Source organism: Cellulophaga lytica DSM 7489 (genome assembly GCF_000190595.1).
GTDB classification, from domain to species: domain Bacteria; phylum Bacteroidota; class Bacteroidia; order Flavobacteriales; family Flavobacteriaceae; genus Cellulophaga; species Cellulophaga lytica.
Genome location: NC_015167.1, coordinates 3,187,888 through 3,208,117, shown reverse-complemented (window position 1 = coordinate 3,208,117; position 20,230 = coordinate 3,187,888). Strand labels below are relative to the sequence as shown.

The 20,230-nt window shown below is 31.1% G+C and carries 15 protein-coding genes; 9 read left to right on the top strand and 6 right to left on the bottom strand.

Annotated elements, in window-relative coordinates; translation table 11 throughout:
* Positions 1 to 77 precede the first annotated feature (77 nt).
* The gene (locus CELLY_RS14045; RefSeq protein ID WP_013622353.1) at positions 78 to 1,013 is read right to left on the bottom strand and encodes an EamA family transporter; all 936 of its coding nucleotides are present in this window, start codon (positions 1,011 to 1,013) and stop codon (positions 78 to 80) included.
* 142 nt (positions 1,014 to 1,155) lie between these two features.
* Here CELLY_RS14045 and CELLY_RS14040 point away from each other — a divergent pair, with 142 nt between their 5' ends.
* The gene (locus CELLY_RS14040) at positions 1,156 to 2,034 is read left to right on the top strand and encodes a pirin family protein (protein WP_013622352.1); all 879 of its coding nucleotides are present in this window, start codon (positions 1,156 to 1,158) and stop codon (positions 2,032 to 2,034) included.
* 10 nt (positions 2,035 to 2,044) lie between these two features.
* A complete protein-coding gene (locus CELLY_RS14035) occupies positions 2,045 to 2,758 on the top strand; it encodes a pirin family protein (protein ID WP_013622351.1) in 714 nt (237 codons plus the stop codon).
* A gap of 8 nt (positions 2,759 to 2,766) precedes the next feature.
* Here CELLY_RS14035 and CELLY_RS14030 read toward each other — a convergent pair whose 3' ends face one another.
* Genes CELLY_RS14030 through CELLY_RS14020 form a run of 3 tightly spaced genes read right to left on the bottom strand, consistent with a single transcriptional unit; the run spans position 2,767 to position 6,436 of the window.
* Positions 2,767 to 3,360, bottom strand: a complete 594-nt coding sequence (locus tag CELLY_RS14030) for a Crp/Fnr family transcriptional regulator (protein ID WP_013622350.1) — start codon at positions 3,358 to 3,360, stop codon at positions 2,767 to 2,769.
* A 37-nt stretch (positions 3,361 to 3,397) separates the two neighbouring features.
* Positions 3,398 to 4,492: a hypothetical protein gene (locus CELLY_RS14025; protein WP_013622349.1), complete on the bottom strand. Its 1,095-nt coding sequence runs from the start codon at positions 4,490 to 4,492 to the stop codon at positions 3,398 to 3,400.
* A gap of 18 nt (positions 4,493 to 4,510) precedes the next feature.
* Positions 4,511 to 6,436, bottom strand: coding sequence for a heavy metal translocating P-type ATPase (locus tag CELLY_RS14020; RefSeq protein ID WP_013622348.1), 1,926 nt, complete (start codon positions 6,434 to 6,436; stop codon positions 4,511 to 4,513).
* A 347-nt stretch (positions 6,437 to 6,783) separates the two neighbouring features.
* Here CELLY_RS14020 and CELLY_RS14015 point away from each other — a divergent pair, with 347 nt between their 5' ends.
* Positions 6,784 to 7,218, top strand: a complete 435-nt coding sequence (locus CELLY_RS14015; protein WP_013622347.1) for a COG2426 family protein — start codon at positions 6,784 to 6,786, stop codon at positions 7,216 to 7,218.
* Between the two features lie 5 nt (positions 7,219 to 7,223).
* On the opposite strand, the gene CELLY_RS14010 is transcribed toward CELLY_RS14015, so the two are convergent.
* Positions 7,224 to 7,979: an XRE family transcriptional regulator gene (locus tag CELLY_RS14010; protein ID WP_013622346.1), complete on the bottom strand. Its 756-nt coding sequence runs from the start codon at positions 7,977 to 7,979 to the stop codon at positions 7,224 to 7,226.
* 150 nt (positions 7,980 to 8,129) lie between these two features.
* Between CELLY_RS14010 and CELLY_RS14005 the strand changes: the two genes are divergently transcribed.
* Positions 8,130 to 9,206, top strand: a complete 1,077-nt coding sequence (locus tag CELLY_RS14005; RefSeq protein WP_042257093.1) for a hypothetical protein — start codon at positions 8,130 to 8,132, stop codon at positions 9,204 to 9,206.
* A gap of 169 nt (positions 9,207 to 9,375) precedes the next feature.
* Positions 9,376 to 10,452: a hypothetical protein gene (locus tag CELLY_RS14000; protein WP_042257089.1), complete on the top strand. Its 1,077-nt coding sequence runs from the start codon at positions 9,376 to 9,378 to the stop codon at positions 10,450 to 10,452.
* An 82-nt stretch (positions 10,453 to 10,534) separates the two neighbouring features.
* Here the strand turns inward: CELLY_RS14000 and CELLY_RS13995 are convergent, their stop codons facing one another.
* A complete protein-coding gene (locus CELLY_RS13995) occupies positions 10,535 to 11,062 on the bottom strand; it encodes a hypothetical protein (protein WP_013622343.1) in 528 nt (175 codons plus the stop codon).
* Positions 11,063 to 11,186: 124 nt separating this feature from the next.
* Here CELLY_RS13995 and uvrA point away from each other — a divergent pair, with 124 nt between their 5' ends.
* From uvrA to CELLY_RS13975, 4 genes are all read left to right on the top strand, one after another.
* Positions 11,187 to 14,015, top strand: a complete 2,829-nt coding sequence (gene uvrA / locus CELLY_RS13990; RefSeq protein WP_013622342.1) for an excinuclease ABC subunit UvrA — start codon at positions 11,187 to 11,189, stop codon at positions 14,013 to 14,015.
* Positions 14,016 to 14,068: 53 nt separating this feature from the next.
* Entirely contained in the window at positions 14,069 to 14,755 is a 687-nt protein-coding gene (locus CELLY_RS13985; RefSeq protein WP_013622341.1) for an LOG family protein, read from the top strand.
* Between the two features lie 7 nt (positions 14,756 to 14,762).
* Complete coding sequence (locus CELLY_RS13980) at positions 14,763 to 17,606, top strand: aminopeptidase N (protein ID WP_013622340.1); 2,844 nt, start codon at positions 14,763 to 14,765, stop codon at positions 17,604 to 17,606.
* Positions 17,607 to 17,769: 163 nt separating this feature from the next.
* Positions 17,770 to 20,181, top strand: a complete 2,412-nt coding sequence (locus tag CELLY_RS13975) for an alpha-ketoacid dehydrogenase subunit alpha/beta (RefSeq protein ID WP_013622339.1) — start codon at positions 17,770 to 17,772, stop codon at positions 20,179 to 20,181.
* Positions 20,182 to 20,230 lie beyond the last annotated feature (49 nt).

Here is a 20,230-nt window from a genome sequence, read left to right as displayed (position 1 = left end):
TCTTTGCTGCGTTTTTAACGAATAATTAGCTAAAAAACTATTCACAAATTTTAAAAAAAATAGGGATATCGTAAAAACTAAGACTTTTTTCCTATTCTGTTAGAGAATCTAGAGAATATCATAATTTTTTTCTTGGTATTAATAAAATAAACTCCTGTTAAAAGTACAACTGCAGCTATAACAGATTGTATGGTAATGGTTTCATCTAAAAAATACCACCCCAAAAGCAATGCAATAATTGGGTTTACATAAGTAGAAGTGGCTACTTTTTCTGGAGAAACAAATTTTAATAAATAGTTAAAAGAAGTAAACGCTACAATACTACCAAAAACAATTAATAATAGCATAGCCATTTGTGTTTTTCCTTGCCACTGGGTTGGTAAAGACCAAGTTTCTCCAAAACAAAAACTTGCTATTAACAAAAAGAAGCCTCCAGATAACATTTGATAACCTGTATTTACAAAGTAATTTTTTGGCAAATCTGACTTTGCAACAAATAAACTACTACTAGACCAGCTTACCATACACACAAAAATCATTATCATTCCCAACAAAGATCCTTCTTTATTTACCACTTGTTTTTGACTAACCAAAAGGTAAATACCAATTATACCTAAAACAACACCTACAATAGACATTGGTTGTATTTTTTTACCTTGAAAAATTCTCATTAACAATAAAACAACTAACGGTTGCGCAGATATTTCTAAAGCAGCAAAGCCACTATCTACATAACGTAAAGCCCAAACCACTACTCCATTACCTAATGCTAAAAATAAAAAACCTGCTATTATGGTATTTAGTAATTGCCTTGCTGTTATTTTTAATTTAAACTTTAAAAATTTACTAATTACAAATACAAGTATACCTGCAGTAATAAAACGTATAGCTGCTAACATAAAAGGTGGCAACTCTGTTACTGCTATTTTATTTAATAAATAGGTAGATCCCCATATAACGTAGATAGAGAAAAAAGCCAATATTATTAAGGTTGTATTAGATGATTTACTCATAATAAAGGGATAAAAAATAAAGCAGCAAAAGTAAGTATTAGTTTTAAGTAAAAAGATAATAAATATAGGCTTATTTGTTTCTTATCATACATCAATGTACTTTTTACCATACCTGTGTAATTTTGTTACAAATAGTTATAATATGAGCACAAAAAATATAGAATTTATTGCAGCACCAAGAACTCCACACTTTGTGGGTGATGGTTTTAGAGTTCATAATTTTATCCCAAGCGGTTTTAGGCTAGATATGGAACGTATGAGTCCGTTTATATTGTTAGATTACAATTCTAAATACAACTTTCCTCCTTCAGATACTCCAAAAGGTGTTGGTGTGCATCCGCATAGAGGTTTTGAAACTGTTACAATTGCTTACAAAGGTAAAATTGCGCATCATGATAGTAGCGGCGGCGGCGGTATTATTGGTCAAGGTGGTGTACAGTGGATGACAGCAGCATCTGGCGTTTTACATAAAGAATATCATGAAAAAGAGTTTAGCAAAACAGGTGGCGAGTTTCAAATGGTACAGCTATGGGTAAATTTGCCTGCTAAAGACAAAATGAGCAAACCTAAATACCAAGGTTTTTCTAATGATGATATTAACAAACATATATTGGATAATAATGCTGGTACAATAGAAGTTATTGCTGGTAATTATAAAAACACAAAAGGATCTGCAAGTACCTTTACTCCCTTGCATATGCTTAATGCTAAGTTAAATACCAATAAAGAAGCGCTCTTTAGTTTTCCTGCGAATTACAACACAGCAATTTTGGTTATAGAAGGCTCTGTAGTTGTAAATAATAAAGAAAATGTTACTACAGACCATTTTGCGTTGTTTGAAAATACAGGGAAAGATTTTACAATTAAAGCAACAGAACAAGCAATTGTTTTAGTTCTTAGTGGCGAACCAATTAACGAGCCTATAGCAGCCCAAGGTCCGTTTGTAATGAACACTAAAGAAGAAATTGCACAAGCTATAAACGATTTTAATATGGGTAAATTTGGTTATTTAGAAGATTAAAAAAGTAATTATGAAAACAGTAATACATAAAGCAAATACAAGAGGACACGCTAATCACGGTTGGTTAAACAGCTACCACTCTTTTAGCTTTGCCAATTACCAAAACACAGAACGTATGAATTTTGGAGCATTACGTGTATTAAATGATGATACTGTAAGTGAAGGTAGAGGTTTTGGTACGCACCCACACCAAAATATGGAAATAATATCTATACCATTAAAAGGCGACTTACAGCACCAAGATAATATGGGAAACGCTACAATTATAAAGCAAGGAGACATACAAGTAATGAGTGCTGGCACCGGAATAATGCATAGTGAATACAACAAAAATAAAGACAGGGCTGTGGAATTTTTACAAATTTGGATTATTCCTAATAAAACTAATGTTAAGCCCAGATATGATCAAATATCCTTAAAAGAGCTAGAAAAACCGAACTCGTTATATCAAATATTATCTCCTAATGCTAATGATGCTGGTGTGTGGATTTACCAAGATGCCTGGTTTAATTTAGGTACTTTTACAGAAGATACTACTACAAGCTATGCTTTAAACAAAAAAGACAATGGTGTATATGCTTTTGTTTTAGAAGGTAATGTTAGTATTGAAGGTGAGCAATTGAGTAAACGTGATGGTATTGGTTTATGGGAAACAGACAATATAGCTATAAATGCTAGTAAAAATAGTAAAGTACTATTAATAGAGGTTCCTATGGTTTTTTAAACATATACTTAATACTTGGTAAAGTTTTGCTTTGCCAAGTCTTTACGTATTCTACTTAAACTCTCTGGTGTAATACCCAAGTAAGATGCTATCATCCATTGTGGTACACGCAACAAAACATCTGGATATAATTTTATAAACTCTAAATACCTTGTTTTAGCAGAAGCCCCTAAAAGTAAATGTATTCTTCTGTTTAAATGACGAATATGGTTGTGTAATAATTTTTCATTTTTTTTTCTAAAAGATGGATTTAAATCGGCCACAAGCTCTACAAAATCTTCATCTAACAGTATTACAGTTGTGTCCTCTAAAGCATCTATATAATAGTTTGATGGTTCTTTAAAATACACACTATCTCTATCTGTAACAAACCAATTTTCTGTACCAAATTGCAGAATATTTTCTTTACCATTTTCATCTAAACCATATAGGCGTAAAACACCCTTTTCTACATAAAATGTATGCTTACAAACATCTCCTGCTTTTAAAAGTTGTTCTCCTTTTAGTACTTTTTTAGTTTTTATATGAGGTTCTAATTGCTTAAAAGCAACAGTACTTACCCCCATTTTATCAAAAAGATATGTTTTAAAGTTTTGTTCCATAACTAATTTGTAGACTATAAAAGTACTCTTATTTATATTACTCCAAAACCCTTTGAAATACAAACATTTCTTTATTCTTTTCTTTACGCTCTACCACAGGATACAAAACAACTGCATAGCCGTTATCTTTTGTTTTATTAATATTAGATATAATTAAATTAGAGTAGCTAAACTCTATAACCTCGCCACTAATTAAGTCTTTAAATCCTTTAACATCTTTACTATAAAAAAGTTCTAGAATTTCGTTGCCCCTTATAGTAAACCAACCATTACCAAATTCTGTATTAAACCTTATAACACAAGTGTTATTACTAATTTTCTCTGGTTGCCACGTATTAAATAAATCATCTTTAATATCTGCTAATATTTTAGACGTACAAATAGCATCAACTGTTATTGTTTCTATACTTAGTTTCCCATTTTCTTGGGTTAAAACATAAGAGTTAGACTCAAAAGATAAACTAATAATTTCTCTATAAAAGTTGGTAGAAGCTTGTAGTTCTCTGCGTCTTATCTCTTTACCTTTTTCATCTATTTGTCTGTGCAACCAAGTAGTTCTGGTATTAGAGAGCAAATGAATTTCATTATTTTGTATAAATATTTTATTGTTTCTTGGTAAAGGAACTTTTATATTATGTTTTTTCTTAAGTATATTATTTTTAAACTCTATTGCTAAAAGTTTATCTGGTTCTTTATCATTCCAAATATCTACGTCATAAAAAATTGAAAACTGATTAGAAACCCCTATAAATTTACCCGTAAAAGGTCTATTCCCTTTTGGTAATTTAGTTTCTTCTCTATTAAAAATCGGAATACTAATTTCTAATTGTTTGTTTGGGTGGTAAGGAACAACAGACACGTAATTTTCTAAAGACGGACTAAAAAATAATGTTGGCAAAACCCCATCTTCTTCTTTAAAGTTTTCTGCTTTTCCCTTGTTATCTATAATTGTATATACCAGATTATAACCACCATCTATATCATAAACATAACTAGCTATTAATGTTTGTTTTTTACAGTAAATACTGTTTTTTACCGATATTCCGTTTTTCATTTCTAATGCAGTAATTACACCTAAGCTCAACTCATTAGTAGTAACCTTAAAAGGTGTAATTTCTTCTATGTTTTTCATATACTAATCTCTAGTTTTTTACCATTTCATTCGCTGTAATCTTACAGCATTTAAAATAGCTAATAATGCCACACCCACATCTGCAAAAACAGCTGCCCACATAGTTACCAATCCAGCAGCACCTAAAAGCAATACAATAAGTTTTACACCAAAAGCTAGTGCTATATTTTGCCATACAATTGTTTTTGTAGACTTGCCAATTTTTATGGCTTGTACAATTTTAGATGGTTGATCTGTTTGTATAATAACATCTGCAGTTTCTATAGCTACATCACTACCTAAACCACCCATTGCAATACCAACATCACTAACTGCTAGCACAGGAGCATCATTAATACCGTCTCCAACAAAAGCCACTGTAGCTTTAGGGTTTTTCATTAATTCTTCTACTTCTTTTAGCTTTTGTTCTGGCAGCAAACCACCTTTAGCACGTAATACATTTATTTGCTTAGCTACATTTTTAGTAATAGACTCCCTATCACCAGAAAACATATAAAAATCTTTAACTCCAATTTTATAAGCCTCAGAAATAGTCTCTCTAGCATCTTCTTTAATTTCATCTGATATAATTACGTAACCCACAAATTGGCCATCTATAGCAATTAATACACTAGACTCAACTATATCTTCAATTTCTGTTAATGCATCTATTTTATAATCTAACAATAGCGCTGCATTGCCTACCAACACTCTTTTTTCATTTACAATACCCTTTATTCCTTTACCTGCTATTTCTTTAATTTTTATTGCATTAAAAGTTTCATTTAAAGGATAATCTAATAATGCTTTTGCTATAGGGTGCGTAGACGAAGCCTCTAATGCAAGCATATATTTCATCATTTCTGGTTCATTAATAGATAGTGCTTTTATTTCTTGAATTTTAAAAACACCTTTGGTAATTGTACCTGTTTTATCCATTGCTAAAGTATTTACTTTTGCAATGATGTCTAAAAAAGATGCTCCTTTAAACAAAATTCCGTTTTTAGAAGCTGCTCCAAGTCCACCAAAATACCCCAAAGGAATAGATATTACTAATGCACAAGGGCAAGAAATAACTAAAAAAACTAATGCTCTGTACAGCCAATCTCTAAAAACATAATCATTTACAAAAAAGAAAGGTAAAAGCGTAAGCCCTACGGCTAAAAAAACTACTATTGGCGTGTATATTTTTGCAAATTTTCTAATAAATAATTCCGTTTTAGATTTACGAGCTGTAGCATTTTGTACCAAGTTTAGGATACGAGCTATAGAACTGTTTTTAAACTCTTTAGTAGACTTAATTTCTATAACATTTTGCAAGTTTATACTACCTGCATAAACGGCAGAGTTTTTACCTATATTACAAGGTTTACTTTCTCCTGTTATAGCTGCAGTGTTTAAAGATGCATTGCTAGATAACAAAATACCGTCTACAGGTATTTTTTCTCCAGATCTAACCTTTATAATTTCTCCAATTTTTATAGTATCTGGTTTTACACTTACATAACTACTATTTCTAAGTACTAACGCCTCTTTTGGTCTAATATCTAATAGCGCTTTAATATTGCTTTTAGCTTTAGTTACTGCTGCTCCTTGAAATAACTCTCCTATGGTATAAAAAAGCATTACAGTTACACCCTCTGGATACTCACCTATAGCAAAAGCGCCTATTGTAGCTATAGACATTAATAAAAACTCTGTAAAATAATTTCCTTTTTGAATACTTTTAAACCCTGCTTTTAAAACTGGTAATCCTACTGGTAAGTATGCTAATGTATACCAAACTAATCTATACCATCCTTTAAAATATGGAGTACTATTAAAGTAATCTAAAGCAATACCTATAAGGAGTATTACAAAACTTAGTATTGCGGGTAAATATGCTTTAAAACCTGTTGCTATATTAAAATAATTATGATTTTGTTTTTTTACATTTAGACTATTCTTCTCTTTTCTCTCACTCATACCTAAATTTCTATAAAATATACGTGTAACAGTAGTATGTTGGACTTAATGCTGTTTGATACATATTTCACTATAAAGCTATGGTAATAAAAAATAAAGAGCATCACAAATAAATATAGTATTTCCTTTATGCATTTAACTTATTTTTTTAATAAAAGAAAAGTAACCAAGCATAAAAACGTTTTGTATGAATAAAATAATATTACGACTAATAGACCGTTATTAAACCGATCTTGATTTTAAAAATTAATATTTTTTTATGTTTATAATAAGTTAATATTAAAAGTGGAATGTTAGATTTGCAAATTAAAACCTAACCAAGAGTGATTATAAAATATATTATAGCAATGTTATGGAGCTTGTCTCCGTTTGGAGAGGCCAAAGTTGGTATTCCTTATGGTATGTACAACGGGCTAAACATTTACGTTGTTTTTATTTTATGCTTTGCGTCTAACGTGCTTGTTTTTCCTGTGATGTTATTTTTTTTAAATAAAATAAATCATTATTTACTAAAATGGCGTGTATATAAAAAAGGAGCAATATTTGTTGCCAGAAAAGCAAAAACAGGATCTGGAGATAAGATTAAAAAGTACGGCTTTTGGGGATTAATATTTTTTGTTATGCTACCGGTACCTGGTACAGGTGTATACGCAGGTACAATAGCTACTTATTTATTTAAAATAGAAAGAAAAAAAGCTTTTTTAGCTAACACCATTGGCATTTTCTTTTCTTCTGTAATTGTATGGGTTGTTACCTATTTAGCCATGCAAGGTATGGCGTAGTTATTTTACTTAATTCTTTTCTTTAACTCCTCCATAGATTGCTGCAGTTCTTTTAACAAACCTTTTTCTGTGGTTGTATCTAAACCAAAAGAAATTTTACTATTTACTTGCCAAAGTTCTTGTATTTGGTCTGCTGCCACTTGGTATGGTGGATACGTTTCATTTAAAGAAATTAAGGATACAAAATTACTATTAGGTACTTTTTCTATTTTTTTAACCAATACAGCATCATACAAAACAACTACATACATTTTATTTGCACTAATGTCATTTAAACTTTCTGTTGCTTTAGCCAAAACCCACTCTCCAGGGTATAAATTAGGCAACATACTATCACCTTCTACTTGGAACCCTCTATAGGTTGCATTTCTAAATTCCGGAATGGGCAAATCAAAAGCAGGCAATTGCTTATACCAACTAGCATCTTGTATATTTTGTGGGTAACCAGCTGCAGCTTTAGCATTTACCAACACCATATTCTCGTTGTCTTCTGCATCTACTGTAACAAATTTTGGAATTACACTATTTGCTGTAGCAGATAGGTATTTCTGATTTCCCTCTCCAAAAAGCCATAGCGGATTAATTTTAAATTGTTTTAATAGTTCTGTAACAACTTTACCAGAAAGTTTAGTTCGTCCTCGTTCTATATCTGCTGTTGTACTAGATATTCCTAATAATTTTGCGAATTCTGCTTGAGTAAAACCTAAGTCTCTACGTACCTCTGTAAACCGTTTTACCTCTATACTATAATCATTTCCCATACGCTAATATAGTTATTTTGGAATAAATCCATTGCAAAAATGGAATAAATCCAATTTTTTAATAACTTATCTATGTAAATACCTACAAAAACAATACTAAAACATCTCTTATAGCGTTAAATTAACTTATAACCTTAATCAATTTTTATAATGAAAAAAATTAACATTATGCTTGTGTGCTTTTTAGCACTAAATTTTTTCTCTTGTTCATCTGATGATGACTCATCTGTAAAAAATAACGATGCAGAAATTAATGCTCAGGAAGATGAACCTCTAGAAATAAACAGCGTAAGTTCTGCACTTATTATAGAAGGAGCTACTAGAAAAACAGGAACCCTAACTCCTACAGGTGGTTTAGAGTTTACTATGGATTACAGCAAACAATCTGCTTTTCAAAAAAATGGATTTGAAATTGAATTTAATTCCGCATCAAATTATACTGGCGCTTATATACAATTAAAAGATGAAAACGGAATGGCAGATTCTTATTTTGATGTTCCTAGATCTGAGATTTATGTTTCTGGTAAAGGAGAACAAACTAAAAAGAATAGAAACTTTTTAAAAGGAAAATCTGCAGGTAAAGAAAACGATGCTACTATTGAAGTAAACCTTGACGAAAGTGTTACAGCAGGTACTTTTTGTTATGTTATTTGTTTGTATGATGGTGAGGGTAACATTAGTGAACCTACAGAGATTTGTGTAACAGTTGAAGCTTGGGGTGGTAATAGTGATTTAGTTGGTACTTGGAACTTTACAAAAGAAATTTCGGATGGTGATGAAGTAAAAGTGAATGAAGAGGATTGTTTTACTTTTGACTATACTTTATGTAATGAAGAAGTAATTGTTGACGAATGTTCTACCATAAATTTTTTAAAAATAAAATTTAATAGTGATGGAACATTTACATATAATAATTCATTTTCTGATAAAAATATAAATTGGATAGATAGTGATGAAGCTTGTGAAGTTATTTATAACAATGATGAATCTTCTTCAGATACATCTGGAAAATGGGCGTACAATGAGGAAGAGAACCAGCTTACTTTAGTTGCTTTTTCTGAAACAGAAACTTATAATAACGAAGAAGAATCTTATGTTTACGAGAATGGTGCATTAGATATTGAAGGAGAAGCTACAGTTTCTGGATCTTCATTAATAATAAAAGAATTATTTGAAAATGTTGGTTTAGAAGATGATATTTATGAGTACTATTTTGAAAAAGAATAACTAATTTAAAATCAATACATTAACAGATTAAAAGCCCAAACTATATTTTAGTTTGGGCTTTTTTATTTATACACTTACACTACTTAAAATATACGAAATACCTTACGTATAAATACTAAATTAGTACTACATTCGTTTATCTAACTTATAACCTTAATCAATTTTTATAATGAAAAAAATTAACATTATGATTGTGTGCTTTTTAGCACTAAATTTTTTCTCTTGTTCATCTGATGATGACTCATCTTCTAAAAATAATGATGCAGAAATTAATGCTCAGGAAGATGAACCTTTAGAAATAAACAGCGTAAGTTCTGCACTTATTATAGAAGGAGCTACTAAAAAAACAGGAACCCTAACTCCTACAGGTGGTTTAGAGTTTACTATGGATTACAGCAAACAATCTGCTTTTCAGAAAAACGGATTTGAAATTGAATTTAATTCCGCATCAAATTATACTGGCGTTTACATACAATTAAAGGATGAAAACGGAACGGCAGATTCTTATTTTGATGTTCCTAGATCTGAGATTTATGTTTCTGGTAAAGGCGAACAAACTAAAAAAAGTAGAGGCTTTTTAAAAGGAAAATCTGCAGGTAAAGAAAACGATGCTATTATTGAAGTAAACTTAGCTGAAACTGTTACAGCAGGTACTTTCTGTTATGTTATTTGTTTGTATGATGGTGAAGGTAATATTAGTGAACCTACAGAGGTTTGTGTAACCGTTGAAGCCTGGGGAGGTAATAGTGATTTAGTTGGTACTTGGAACTACACAAAACAAATTGAAAACGGAAGAGAAATAAAAGTTACCGAGGAAGATTGTGAATCTTTTACTAACAACATCTGTAACGAAGAATATTCTGTTGATGAGTGTGATATATTAAACTCTATTCAGCTAAAATTTAACAATGATGGAACTTACGAATTAAATACTTCTCAAGCTGAGAAATACTTAAACTATCAAGAAAGTGAAGCTGCTTGCGAGGTTATCTATAAAGAATCAGATTTCACGTATAAATCTACAGGTAAGTGGGCATACAATGAGGAGGAAAACAGACTTACTTTAGTTATTTTTTCTGATGTGTTTGATTATGGTGATGAAATAGAATCTGAAACATACGAATTTGGTGATTTAGGCCTAGATGGTCCTTTAGATATTTCTAATTCTACTTTAAAAATTACAGAATCTGATTCTTATGATGGTGTAGAAATAGATATTTACGAATATTTCTTCGAAAAAGAATAACTAATTTAAAATTAGCAGATTAACAGATTAAAAGCCCAAACTATGTTTTAGTTTGGGCTTTTATTTTTTCTATATTAATTCTCTATTTACTACGCTCACCTACAAATTGATCTTCTTTACTTTTAAATAACACATTAAAAGAAGTAAAACTACCGTAAATACGCGTAATATATTGTTGTAAATCTACTTTTTCTTGATCTACAAGGTTTTTACTAGCATTAATTTTTTGCTCCATTACTCTAATTCTGTCACGCACCATAACTATTTTATGAAAAAAAGTATCAATTGGTATTTCCTTATTTGATGATTTGCCATCTCCTGGCTCTAATACAAGCGTTCCTTTTTTCCATTTATCTGCAATTGGCGTTATGCTAGATGCATCACTCCATTTTCTTAATATTGTTATTAAAGAGTTTTCTACATCAGAAAAACTAACACTGTCTACTTCATCCTCTACAGCTTCAATAACCTCAAAATCAGAATCTATATCTATAGTTTCTAAACCATTCTCTATAAAAGTAACCCAATAATGTTTACTTGTAACATTGGTTACCACGCCTTTTCCTAATTCATTATGTTGTATTCTAGAGCCTATTCCTAATAATTGCATTGTTGTATTTTTTTAGTTAATGCTGCTAAAATATAATTACAGTACTAATTAACAAAAACTAAATAGACGCAATTATTAAATTAAAATCCAAAATCGTAACTTAGCAACTTTGCCAAATTAGTAAATGATTACATACGAAGAAAACATAGAGGTAAAAGGTGCACGTGTGCACAACCTTAAAAATATAGACGTTACCATACCTAGAGAAAAGCTTGTTGTTATTACAGGCCTGTCTGGTAGTGGTAAGTCTTCATTAGCTTTTGACACTATTTATGCAGAAGGCCAACGTAGGTATATAGAAACTTTTTCTGCCTATGCTCGTCAGTTTTTAGGTGGTTTAGAGCGTCCAGATGTGGATAAAATAGATGGATTATCGCCAGTAATTGCCATAGAGCAAAAGACAACGTCAAAGTCTCCACGATCTACAGTAGGTACAATTACCGAAATATATGACTTTTTAAGACTCCTTTTTGCTCGTGCAGCAGATGCACATAGTTACAACACAGGAGAAAAAATGGTTAGTTATAGTGATGCTCAAATAAAGGAGCTTATTATAAACGATTTTAAAGACAAAAAAATAAACGTTCTTGCTCCTGTTATTAAATCTAGAAAAGGTCATTACCGTGAGTTGTTTGAGCAAATTGCTAAACAAGGATTTGTAAAAGTAAGAGTAGACGGCGAAATTGTAGACATTGTTAAAGGTTTAAAATTAGATCGTTACAAAGTACATGATATAGAGATTGTTATAGACAGGTTAAAAATATCAGACAACGCAGACCTAGATAAACGTATTACAGAAACCATAAATACAGCAATGTATAGTGGTGATAATGTATTAATGATTTTGGAAGAAGGTAAAAAAGAACCTCGCTATTTTAGTAGAGATTTAATGTGCCCTACCACAGGTATATCTTACCCAAAACCAGAACCAAATACATTTTCTTTTAACTCACCAAAGGGTATGTGCCCTAGCTGTAATGGCTTGGGTCATAAATACCAAGTTAATACATCTAAAATTTTTCCAGATACTAAGTTATCTATTAAGGATGGTGGTATTGCTCCATTAGGTAAGTTTAAAAATTCTTGGGCTTTTAAACAGTTAGATGTTATTGCTCAGCGTTACAATTTTAAATTAACAGATCCTATTTCTAAAATACCAGAAGAGGCTATAGAAGTTATTTTAAATGGTGGTAATGAAAGTTTTGAGGTAGATTCTAAAACACTAGGCATAAAACGAAACTATAAAATTGAATACGAGGGTATTTCTAATTTTATTGAAAGCCAATATAACGAGGCTAACTCTGCTCCTATTAAACGTTGGGCTAAAGAGTTTATGGACAAAGTTGTTTGTCCTACTTGTGAAGGCTCTAGACTGCAAAAAGCATCTTTATATTTTAAATTTGATGATAAAAATATTGCAGATTTAGCAACAATGGATATTGTTGACTTGGCAGAGTTTTTTAGTAAGGTTGATAAAAAGCTCACTAAAAATCAACTTAAAATTGCTGAAGAAGTCATTAAAGAAATAAAAACTAGGCTACAATTTTTACTAAATGTTGGTTTAGACTATTTATCATTAAACAGAAGCTCTAAATCTTTATCTGGTGGTGAGGCACAACGTATACGTTTAGCCACACAAATAGGATCTCAACTAGTAGGTGTTTTATATATTTTAGATGAACCAAGTATTGGGTTACACCAAAGAGACAACGAGCGTTTAATAGCATCTTTAGAGGCTTTAAGAGATATAGGAAACTCTGTTATTGTAGTAGAACATGACAAAGATATGATAGAGCGTGCAGACCACGTTATAGATATTGGACCAAAAGCGGGCAAGCACGGCGGACAAATAATTTCTGAAGGTAAACCTGAAGATTTAAAAAATTACAATACACTTACTGCTGATTATATTACAGGTAAGAGAGAAATTTCCGTTCCTAAAAAACGAAGAAAAGGAAATGGTAAAAAAATAAAACTTACGGGTTGTACAGGTAACAATTTAAAAAATGTTTCAGTAGAATTTCCTCTAGGTCAAATGATTGGAGTAACAGGAGTTTCAGGCAGTGGAAAATCTACCTTAATTAATGAAACCCTCTACCCTATTTTAAATGCTTACTATTTTAACGGTGTTAAAAAACCAATGCCGTATAAAAAAATTACAGGCTTAGAGCATATAGATAAAGTAATAGATATTAACCAATCACCAATTGGCAGAACTCCACGTTCTAACCCAGCAACATATACAGGTGTTTTTGGAGAAATACGAGCCTTATTTGCTAAAACACAAGAAGCAGCAATTAGAGGCTACAAACCAGGTCGTTTTAGTTTTAATGTTACTGGCGGAAGGTGTGAGACTTGTCAAGGTGGAGGTCTACGCGTTATAGAAATGAACTTTTTACCAGATGTTTACGTAGATTGTGAAACCTGTAATGGCAAACGTTTTAATAGAGAAACCTTAGAAATTAGATACAAAGGAAAATCTATTGCAGATGTATTAGAAATGACAATTAATGAAGCTGTTACTTTTTTTGAAAACATCCCAAAAATTAATCGCAAATTAAAAACCATACAAGATGTAGGTTTAGGATACATTTCTCTTGGCCAACAATCTACTACATTATCTGGTGGTGAAGCACAACGTATTAAGTTAGCTACAGAATTATCTAAAAGAGATACAGGTAATACTTTTTATATTTTAGATGAGCCTACAACAGGATTGCATTTTGAAGATATTCGTGTACTAATGGAAGTTTTAAACAAATTAGTAGACAAAGGAAATACAGTTTTAGTTATTGAACACAATATGGATGTAATTAAAATGGTAGATTATATTATAGATATTGGTTATGAAGGTGGCCGTGGCGGAGGAAAATTGGTAGCAAAAGGAACACCAGAAGAAATTATTAAGGATAAAAAAAGTTACACTGCAAAGTTTCTTAAAAAAGAATTATAACATTAAAAATATTGCAAACAGAATAACGTTTGCTGCTAATAAAATAGAATAAAATGAGAAGAGAAAAACACCCTAAAGGCTGGAACGAGATAAAAACTAACGACTCTTGGGCACTTTTTAAAATAATGGGAGAATTTGTACACGGATTTGAAAAAATGAGTGCCATTGGACCTTGTGTTTCTGTATTTGGGTCTGCACGTACAAAAGAGGGGTCTAAATATTATGAACTAGCTGTAGACGTAGCAAAAAGTATTGCAGAAGCTGGTTACGGTGTTATTACTGGTGGCGGACCAGGTATTATGGAAGCTGGTAATAAAGGTGCTCACTTAGCAGGTGGCACATCTGTTGGTTTAAATATAGAATTGCCTTTTGAACAGCATGACAATCCATATATAGACCATGACAAAAGCATAAACTTTGACTACTTTTTTGTTAGAAAAGTAATGTTTGTAAAATATTCTCAAGGTTTTGTTGTAATGCCTGGCGGATTTGGAACTTTAGATGAACTTTTTGAAGCCATTACACTAATACAAACTAACAAAATTGGAAAATTCCCAATTATACTTGTTGGTACTAGCTTCTGGACTGGTTTAATTGATTGGGTTAAAGAAACAATGCTTGGTGAGGGTAATATTAGTGCTTCAGATTTAGATCTTATTAAAATAGTAGATACTGCAGACGAAGTTGTAGAAATAATTGATGCCTTCTACAAAGGACATGATCTTAGTCCTAACTTCTAATTAAAGTATGACAGCATTTAAAATAAAGAAAAATGTAATATACACAGTTATAGGAATACTTTTCCTAAACTGTGTACAATTACGTGCGCAACACAAAACTATTATAAATGCTTTTTTAGATACATCTTGTCATGAAATTTCTATTCAGCAAGAGTTTAACTATAAAAACACATCAAAAGATACATTAGAGGTTTTATATTTTAACGATTGGCCTAACGCCTATTCTAGCAAAAAAACAGCTTTAGCAAAACGTTTTTCTGAAGAATTTAAAAAAAGTTTACATTTAGCAAAACCTAAAGAAAGAGGCTACACAAATATTATTAAAGCCAAGGACAATAAAGGTAACACACTTGCTAACAAACATACAAAAAGTAAAGACATAGTGATGTTTATACTTAATAAACCACTAGCTCCAGATACTACCTTAACACTAAAAATAAATTACAAAGTACAGTTACCACCAAACAAATACACTAATTTTGGTTATAGTAATGATAGTACTTACTACCTAAAAGACTGGTATTTAACACCTGCAACCTACAATGGCAAATGGAACCTTTACTCTAACAAAAACCTAGAGGACTTACAAACAGATGCTACAACAACCAAACTCTACTTAACTATAAATAAAGACTATTACGTTACTACAAACCTTAATAAAACTAATGAATACAGTTTAAACGGGAATAAAACAATAGTTATTGATGGAGAAAACAGAAAAAGTGCCGAAGTAATTCTAAGTAATCAAAAAGAATTTATTACCCATATTACTCCAGACCTTACAATAGAAACCGATTTTAAAGCTTCAAAATACCCCGAAATTTTACAAGGAATTTCTATTAATAAAGTTGCCAAATATATAAAAGATAATTTAGGAGAATACCCACATAAGAAAATATTAGTAAGTGAGTTAGATTATAAAAAGAACCCATTATACGGCATTAACCAACTACCTTCTTTTATAGTTCCTTACTCAGAAGCCTTTAGTTATGAACTAAAACTATTAAAAACTACACTTTATAAAATTTTAAATGAGAGTGTATATTTAAACCCCAGAAAAGAAAAATGGGTTACAGATGCTATAGTTAATTATTTAATGATTACGTATGTAGATGAGTTTTACAATGGTCAAAAATTACTGGGTAAGTTTTCAAAAATATGGGGAGTTAGAAGTTTTGAAATTTCTAAGTATGATTTTAATGATCAGTACGCCTTAATGTCTATGCTTACCAGCAGAAAAAATCTAGATCAACCATTAACAGCATCTAACGATTCTTTAATAAAATTTAATCAACGAATAGCAAACAGTTATAAATCTGGCTTAGGACTCACCTATTTATCAGAATATATTGGTTATAATAATGTAAAAGGAAGTATTAAGGAATTTTACAAAAAATACAACCAACAAAAAGTTACTACTAATGATTTTGAAAATATTTTAAAAAAATCTACCAATAAAGATATAAATTGGTTTTTTAATGAGTTTATATCTACCAATGATAGAATAGATTTTAAAATTAAAAAAATTGAAAAAACTGAAGACTCACTAACTGTTACAATTAAAAATAAAACATCTACAAATCTTCCTATTTCCTTATTTGGTTTAAAAAATGATTCTATAGTATCTAAATATTGGGTATCTAATGTAGTAACTCAAAAAAACGTAACTATACCAAGAAACGGAGAAGATAAGTTGGTATTAAACTACGATAAAAAAATACCAGAGTACAACCAAAGAGACAACTGGAAATCTCTAAAAGGCTTTTTAGCTAGTAACAAAAAGTTAAGATTACAGTTTTTTAAAGATGCAGAAAACCCATACTATAACCAAATATTTTACAATCCAGAAATGAGGTTTAATGCTTATGATGGCTTTACACCTATTTTAAAACTGCACAACAAAACGTTACTAGATAGGCCATTTGTATTTGCACTAAACCCAGGTTATGCAACAAAGGAAAATGCTTTTGTTGGTTCTGGAAACTTTACAATTAGAGATCAGCATAAAAATAAAAACTTATTTTTAAGTACATACTCTTTAAGCTTTTCTACATTTCATTTTCAAAAAAACTCTAGATACTCTACCATTACTCCTTCTTTTGGACTAGCGTGGAGACCAAAAGACCTAAGATCTAACAGAGGTCAAAGTCTTTTTGTACGCTATATAAATGTATTTCGTGATTTTGACCCAACTTTTGTAGAAGCTAATGAGCTAGAGCCAGATTATAGTGTTTTAAATGCAAGATTTAGAGATACAAATAACGACTTAATAAATTATTTATCTTGGTTTGTAGATGCACAATATGCAGGCAAATTTTCTAAACTTTCTTTTGACTTAGAATATCGCAAACTTTTTCAAAATAACAGACAATTTAATTTAAGGTTTTTTGCTGGTAAGTTTATAAACAATAAAACTGATGATGACTATTTTAGTTATGCATTAGACAGACCTACAGATTATTTGTTTGATTACTCTTATTTAGGTAGATCAGCATCTTCTGGTATTTATAGCCAACAAATAATTATTGCAGAAGGAGGATTTAAATCTAAATTAGATAACCCCTTTGCTAATGATTGGATAGCTACTACAAACGCAAGTACCAATATTTATAGGTGGATAGAAGCTTACGGAGATATTGGCTACTTAAAAAACAAAGGCTCTAAAGCACGCTTTGTGTATGATGCTGGTATACGTTTAAACTTAGTAACAGATTATTTTGAGCTATTTTTTCCTATGTATTCTAATAATGGATGGGAAGTGTCTCAACCAAATTACGGAGAAAAAATACGTTTTATTGTTACTTTAAGCCCAAAGTCCCTAACTGGGTTATTTACAAGAAAATGGTTTTAATTAAATAGCAAATTGTCATTTTAAGGTAAATATTTTAAGTATTTCATAATTTAAAACACCCAATTACACCTTATTTTGATAAATATTCAATAACATATCGCTAATAGCTATTGCAAAAACCAATCAAATTTGGTACTTTTGCAGAAATATAACTTCGTAAGCTATGAGCGTAAAACCACAAACAAAAGACGATATTTCTTTCGACGATTTTAAATCGCAAATCATTAAAGATTATGAAATAGCCGTATTAAGTAGGGAGTGCAGCTTGTTAGGGAGACGAGAAGTCTTAACTGGTAAAGCTAAATTTGGAATATTTGGTGACGGTAAAGAGCTTCCACAATTAGCAATGGCACGTTCTTTTAAAAACGGCGATTTTAGAAGTGGGTACTATAGAGACCAAACTTTTATGATGGCTTTAGGTTTATTAAACGCTAAGCAGTTTTTTCATGGTTTATATGCTACCACAGATATTACCAAAGACCCTATGAGTGCCGGTAGACAAATGGGTGGTCATTTTGGTACACATAGTTTAAACGAAGATGGTAGTTGGAAAAACTTAACAGAACAAAAAAATAGTAGTCCAGATATTTCTCCTACTGCTGGGCAAATGCCTAGGTTATTAGGTTTGGCACAAGCGTCTAAAATTTACAGAAATGTTTCTGGCATAGACACTACAAACTTCTCTAACAACGGTAATGAGGTTGCTTGGGGTACAATTGGTAATGCAAGCACAAGTGAAGGACACTTTTTTGAAACTATAAATGCTGCTGGTGTTTTACAAGTACCTATGGTAATTAGTGTATGGGATGATGCTTACGGTATTTCTGTACACGCAAGACACCAAACTACAAAAGAAAATATTTCTGAAATTCTTAAAGGTTTTCAAAGAGATGAAAATAATAAGGGTTATGAAATTATAAAAGTTAACGGCTGGGATTATACCGCATTAATTCACGCTTACGAGAATGCTTCTGAAATTGCAAGAACAGAACACGTTCCTGTACTTATTCACGTAAAAGAATTAACACAGCCTCAAGGGCACTCTACTTCTGGTTCACACGAAAGATACAAATCTCCTGAAAGACTAGAGTGGGAAAAGGAAAACGATTGTAACAAACGTTTTAAAGAGTGGATTATAGAAAATAATATAGCTACAGAAGAAGAACTGAACGCTATAGATAAAGAAACTAAAAAGGAAGTACGTACTGCCAAAAAAGAAGCTTGGGCAGAATTTATTAACCCTAATAAAGAAGAAAAAAAAGCTTTAGTTGTTGTTTTAGATAATGCTGCTAGCAAAAGCCCTAACAAAAATTTTATTGCAAAAATTAAAAACGATTTAATTGCAATAGAAGAACCAATTAAAAGAGATTTAGCATCTAGTGCCAGAAAAGCTTTACGTTATTTAATTGGTGAAAACTCACCTGAGAAACAGGCTTTAACAAACTGGATTACAAACTATTTAAATGAAATGCAACCTAAGTACAGCTCTCATTTATATAGTAATTTACCTAACAAAGCTACAAATATAGAAGAGGTTAAACCAGTTTATGATGAAAACCCAGAATCTGTAGATGGTAGAGTAATACTAAGAGATAATTTTGATCACATTTTTGGGAACAACCCTAACACTTTAATATTTGGTGAAGATGCTGGTGCTATTGGAGATGTAAATCAAGGACTAGAGGGCTTACAAGCTAAATACGGAGAACATAGAGTTGCAGATACTGGTATTAGAGAAGCTACTATTATTGGCCAAGGAATTGGTATGGCTTTAAGAGGATTAAGACCTATAGCAGAAATTCAATATTTAGATTATTTAATGTATGCATTGCAAACATTAAGTGATGATTTAGCAACACTACTATACCGTACTGTTGGTAAACAAAAAGCTCCTTTAATAATTAGAACTAGAGGACACAGATTAGAAGGTATATGGCATTCTGGATCACAAATGGGTGGTTTTATACACCTGTTAAGAGGTATGCATATTCTTGTACCGCGTAATATGGTTAAAGCCGCAGGTTTTTATAACACCTTATTAAAGTCTGATGAGCCTGCTTTGGTAATAGAGTGCTTAAATGGCTACAGATTAAAAGAAGATAAGCCAGCTAACTTAGGAGAACACTGTACTCCTATTGGAGTTGTAGAAACGGTAAAAGAGGGTACAGACATAACCGTATTATCTTATGGGTCTACACTACGTATTGTACAACAAGTAGCAAAAGAATTGTTAGAGGTTGGAATAGATATAGAAGTAATAGATGCTCAAAGTTTACTACCTTTTGATATTAATCATGATGTGGTAAAAAGTGTGCAAAAAACCAACAGATTACTAGTTGTTGATGAAGATGTACCAGGAGGATGCTCTGCTTATTTACTACAAGAAATAACAGAAAAACAAGGAGCTTACAAGTATTTAGACAGTATGCCACAAGCAATAACTGCTAATGCCCATAGACCTGCATATGCAACAGATGGTGACTATTTTTCTAAGCCAAATGCAGAAGATATATTTGAAAAAATATACGATATAATGCATGAAGCTAATCCTAGCAGTTTTCCAAAACTTAGGTAATTGTTGTAAATAACACTTTTTGTCTAATTTTATTCTTTTATTAGTTGTT

Coding starts and splice junctions, on each gene's coding strand:
- CELLY_RS14045 (WP_013622353.1), bottom strand. CDS start 1,013: ATGAGTAAATCATCTAATACAACCTTAATAATATTGGCTTTTTTCTCT.
- CELLY_RS14040 (WP_013622352.1), top strand. CDS start 1,156: ATGAGCACAAAAAATATAGAATTTATTGCAGCACCAAGAACTCCACAC.
- CELLY_RS14035 (WP_013622351.1), top strand. CDS start 2,045: ATGAAAACAGTAATACATAAAGCAAATACAAGAGGACACGCTAATCAC.
- CELLY_RS14030 (WP_013622350.1), bottom strand. CDS start 3,360: ATGGAACAAAACTTTAAAACATATCTTTTTGATAAAATGGGGGTAAGT.
- CELLY_RS14025 (WP_013622349.1), bottom strand. CDS start 4,492: ATGAAAAACATAGAAGAAATTACACCTTTTAAGGTTACTACTAATGAG.
- CELLY_RS14020 (WP_013622348.1), bottom strand. CDS start 6,436: ATGAGTGAGAGAAAAGAGAAGAATAGTCTAAATGTAAAAAAACAAAAT.
- CELLY_RS14015 (WP_013622347.1), top strand. CDS start 6,784: ATGTTATGGAGCTTGTCTCCGTTTGGAGAGGCCAAAGTTGGTATTCCT.
- CELLY_RS14010 (WP_013622346.1), bottom strand. CDS start 7,979: ATGGGAAATGATTATAGTATAGAGGTAAAACGGTTTACAGAGGTACGT.
- CELLY_RS14005 (WP_042257093.1), top strand. CDS start 8,130: ATGAAAAAAATTAACATTATGCTTGTGTGCTTTTTAGCACTAAATTTT.
- CELLY_RS14000 (WP_042257089.1), top strand. CDS start 9,376: ATGAAAAAAATTAACATTATGATTGTGTGCTTTTTAGCACTAAATTTT.
- CELLY_RS13995 (WP_013622343.1), bottom strand. CDS start 11,062: ATGCAATTATTAGGAATAGGCTCTAGAATACAACATAATGAATTAGGA.
- uvrA (WP_013622342.1), top strand. CDS start 11,187: ATGATTACATACGAAGAAAACATAGAGGTAAAAGGTGCACGTGTGCAC.
- CELLY_RS13985 (WP_013622341.1), top strand. CDS start 14,069: ATGAGAAGAGAAAAACACCCTAAAGGCTGGAACGAGATAAAAACTAAC.
- CELLY_RS13980 (WP_013622340.1), top strand. CDS start 14,763: ATGACAGCATTTAAAATAAAGAAAAATGTAATATACACAGTTATAGGA.
- CELLY_RS13975 (WP_013622339.1), top strand. CDS start 17,770: ATGAGCGTAAAACCACAAACAAAAGACGATATTTCTTTCGACGATTTT.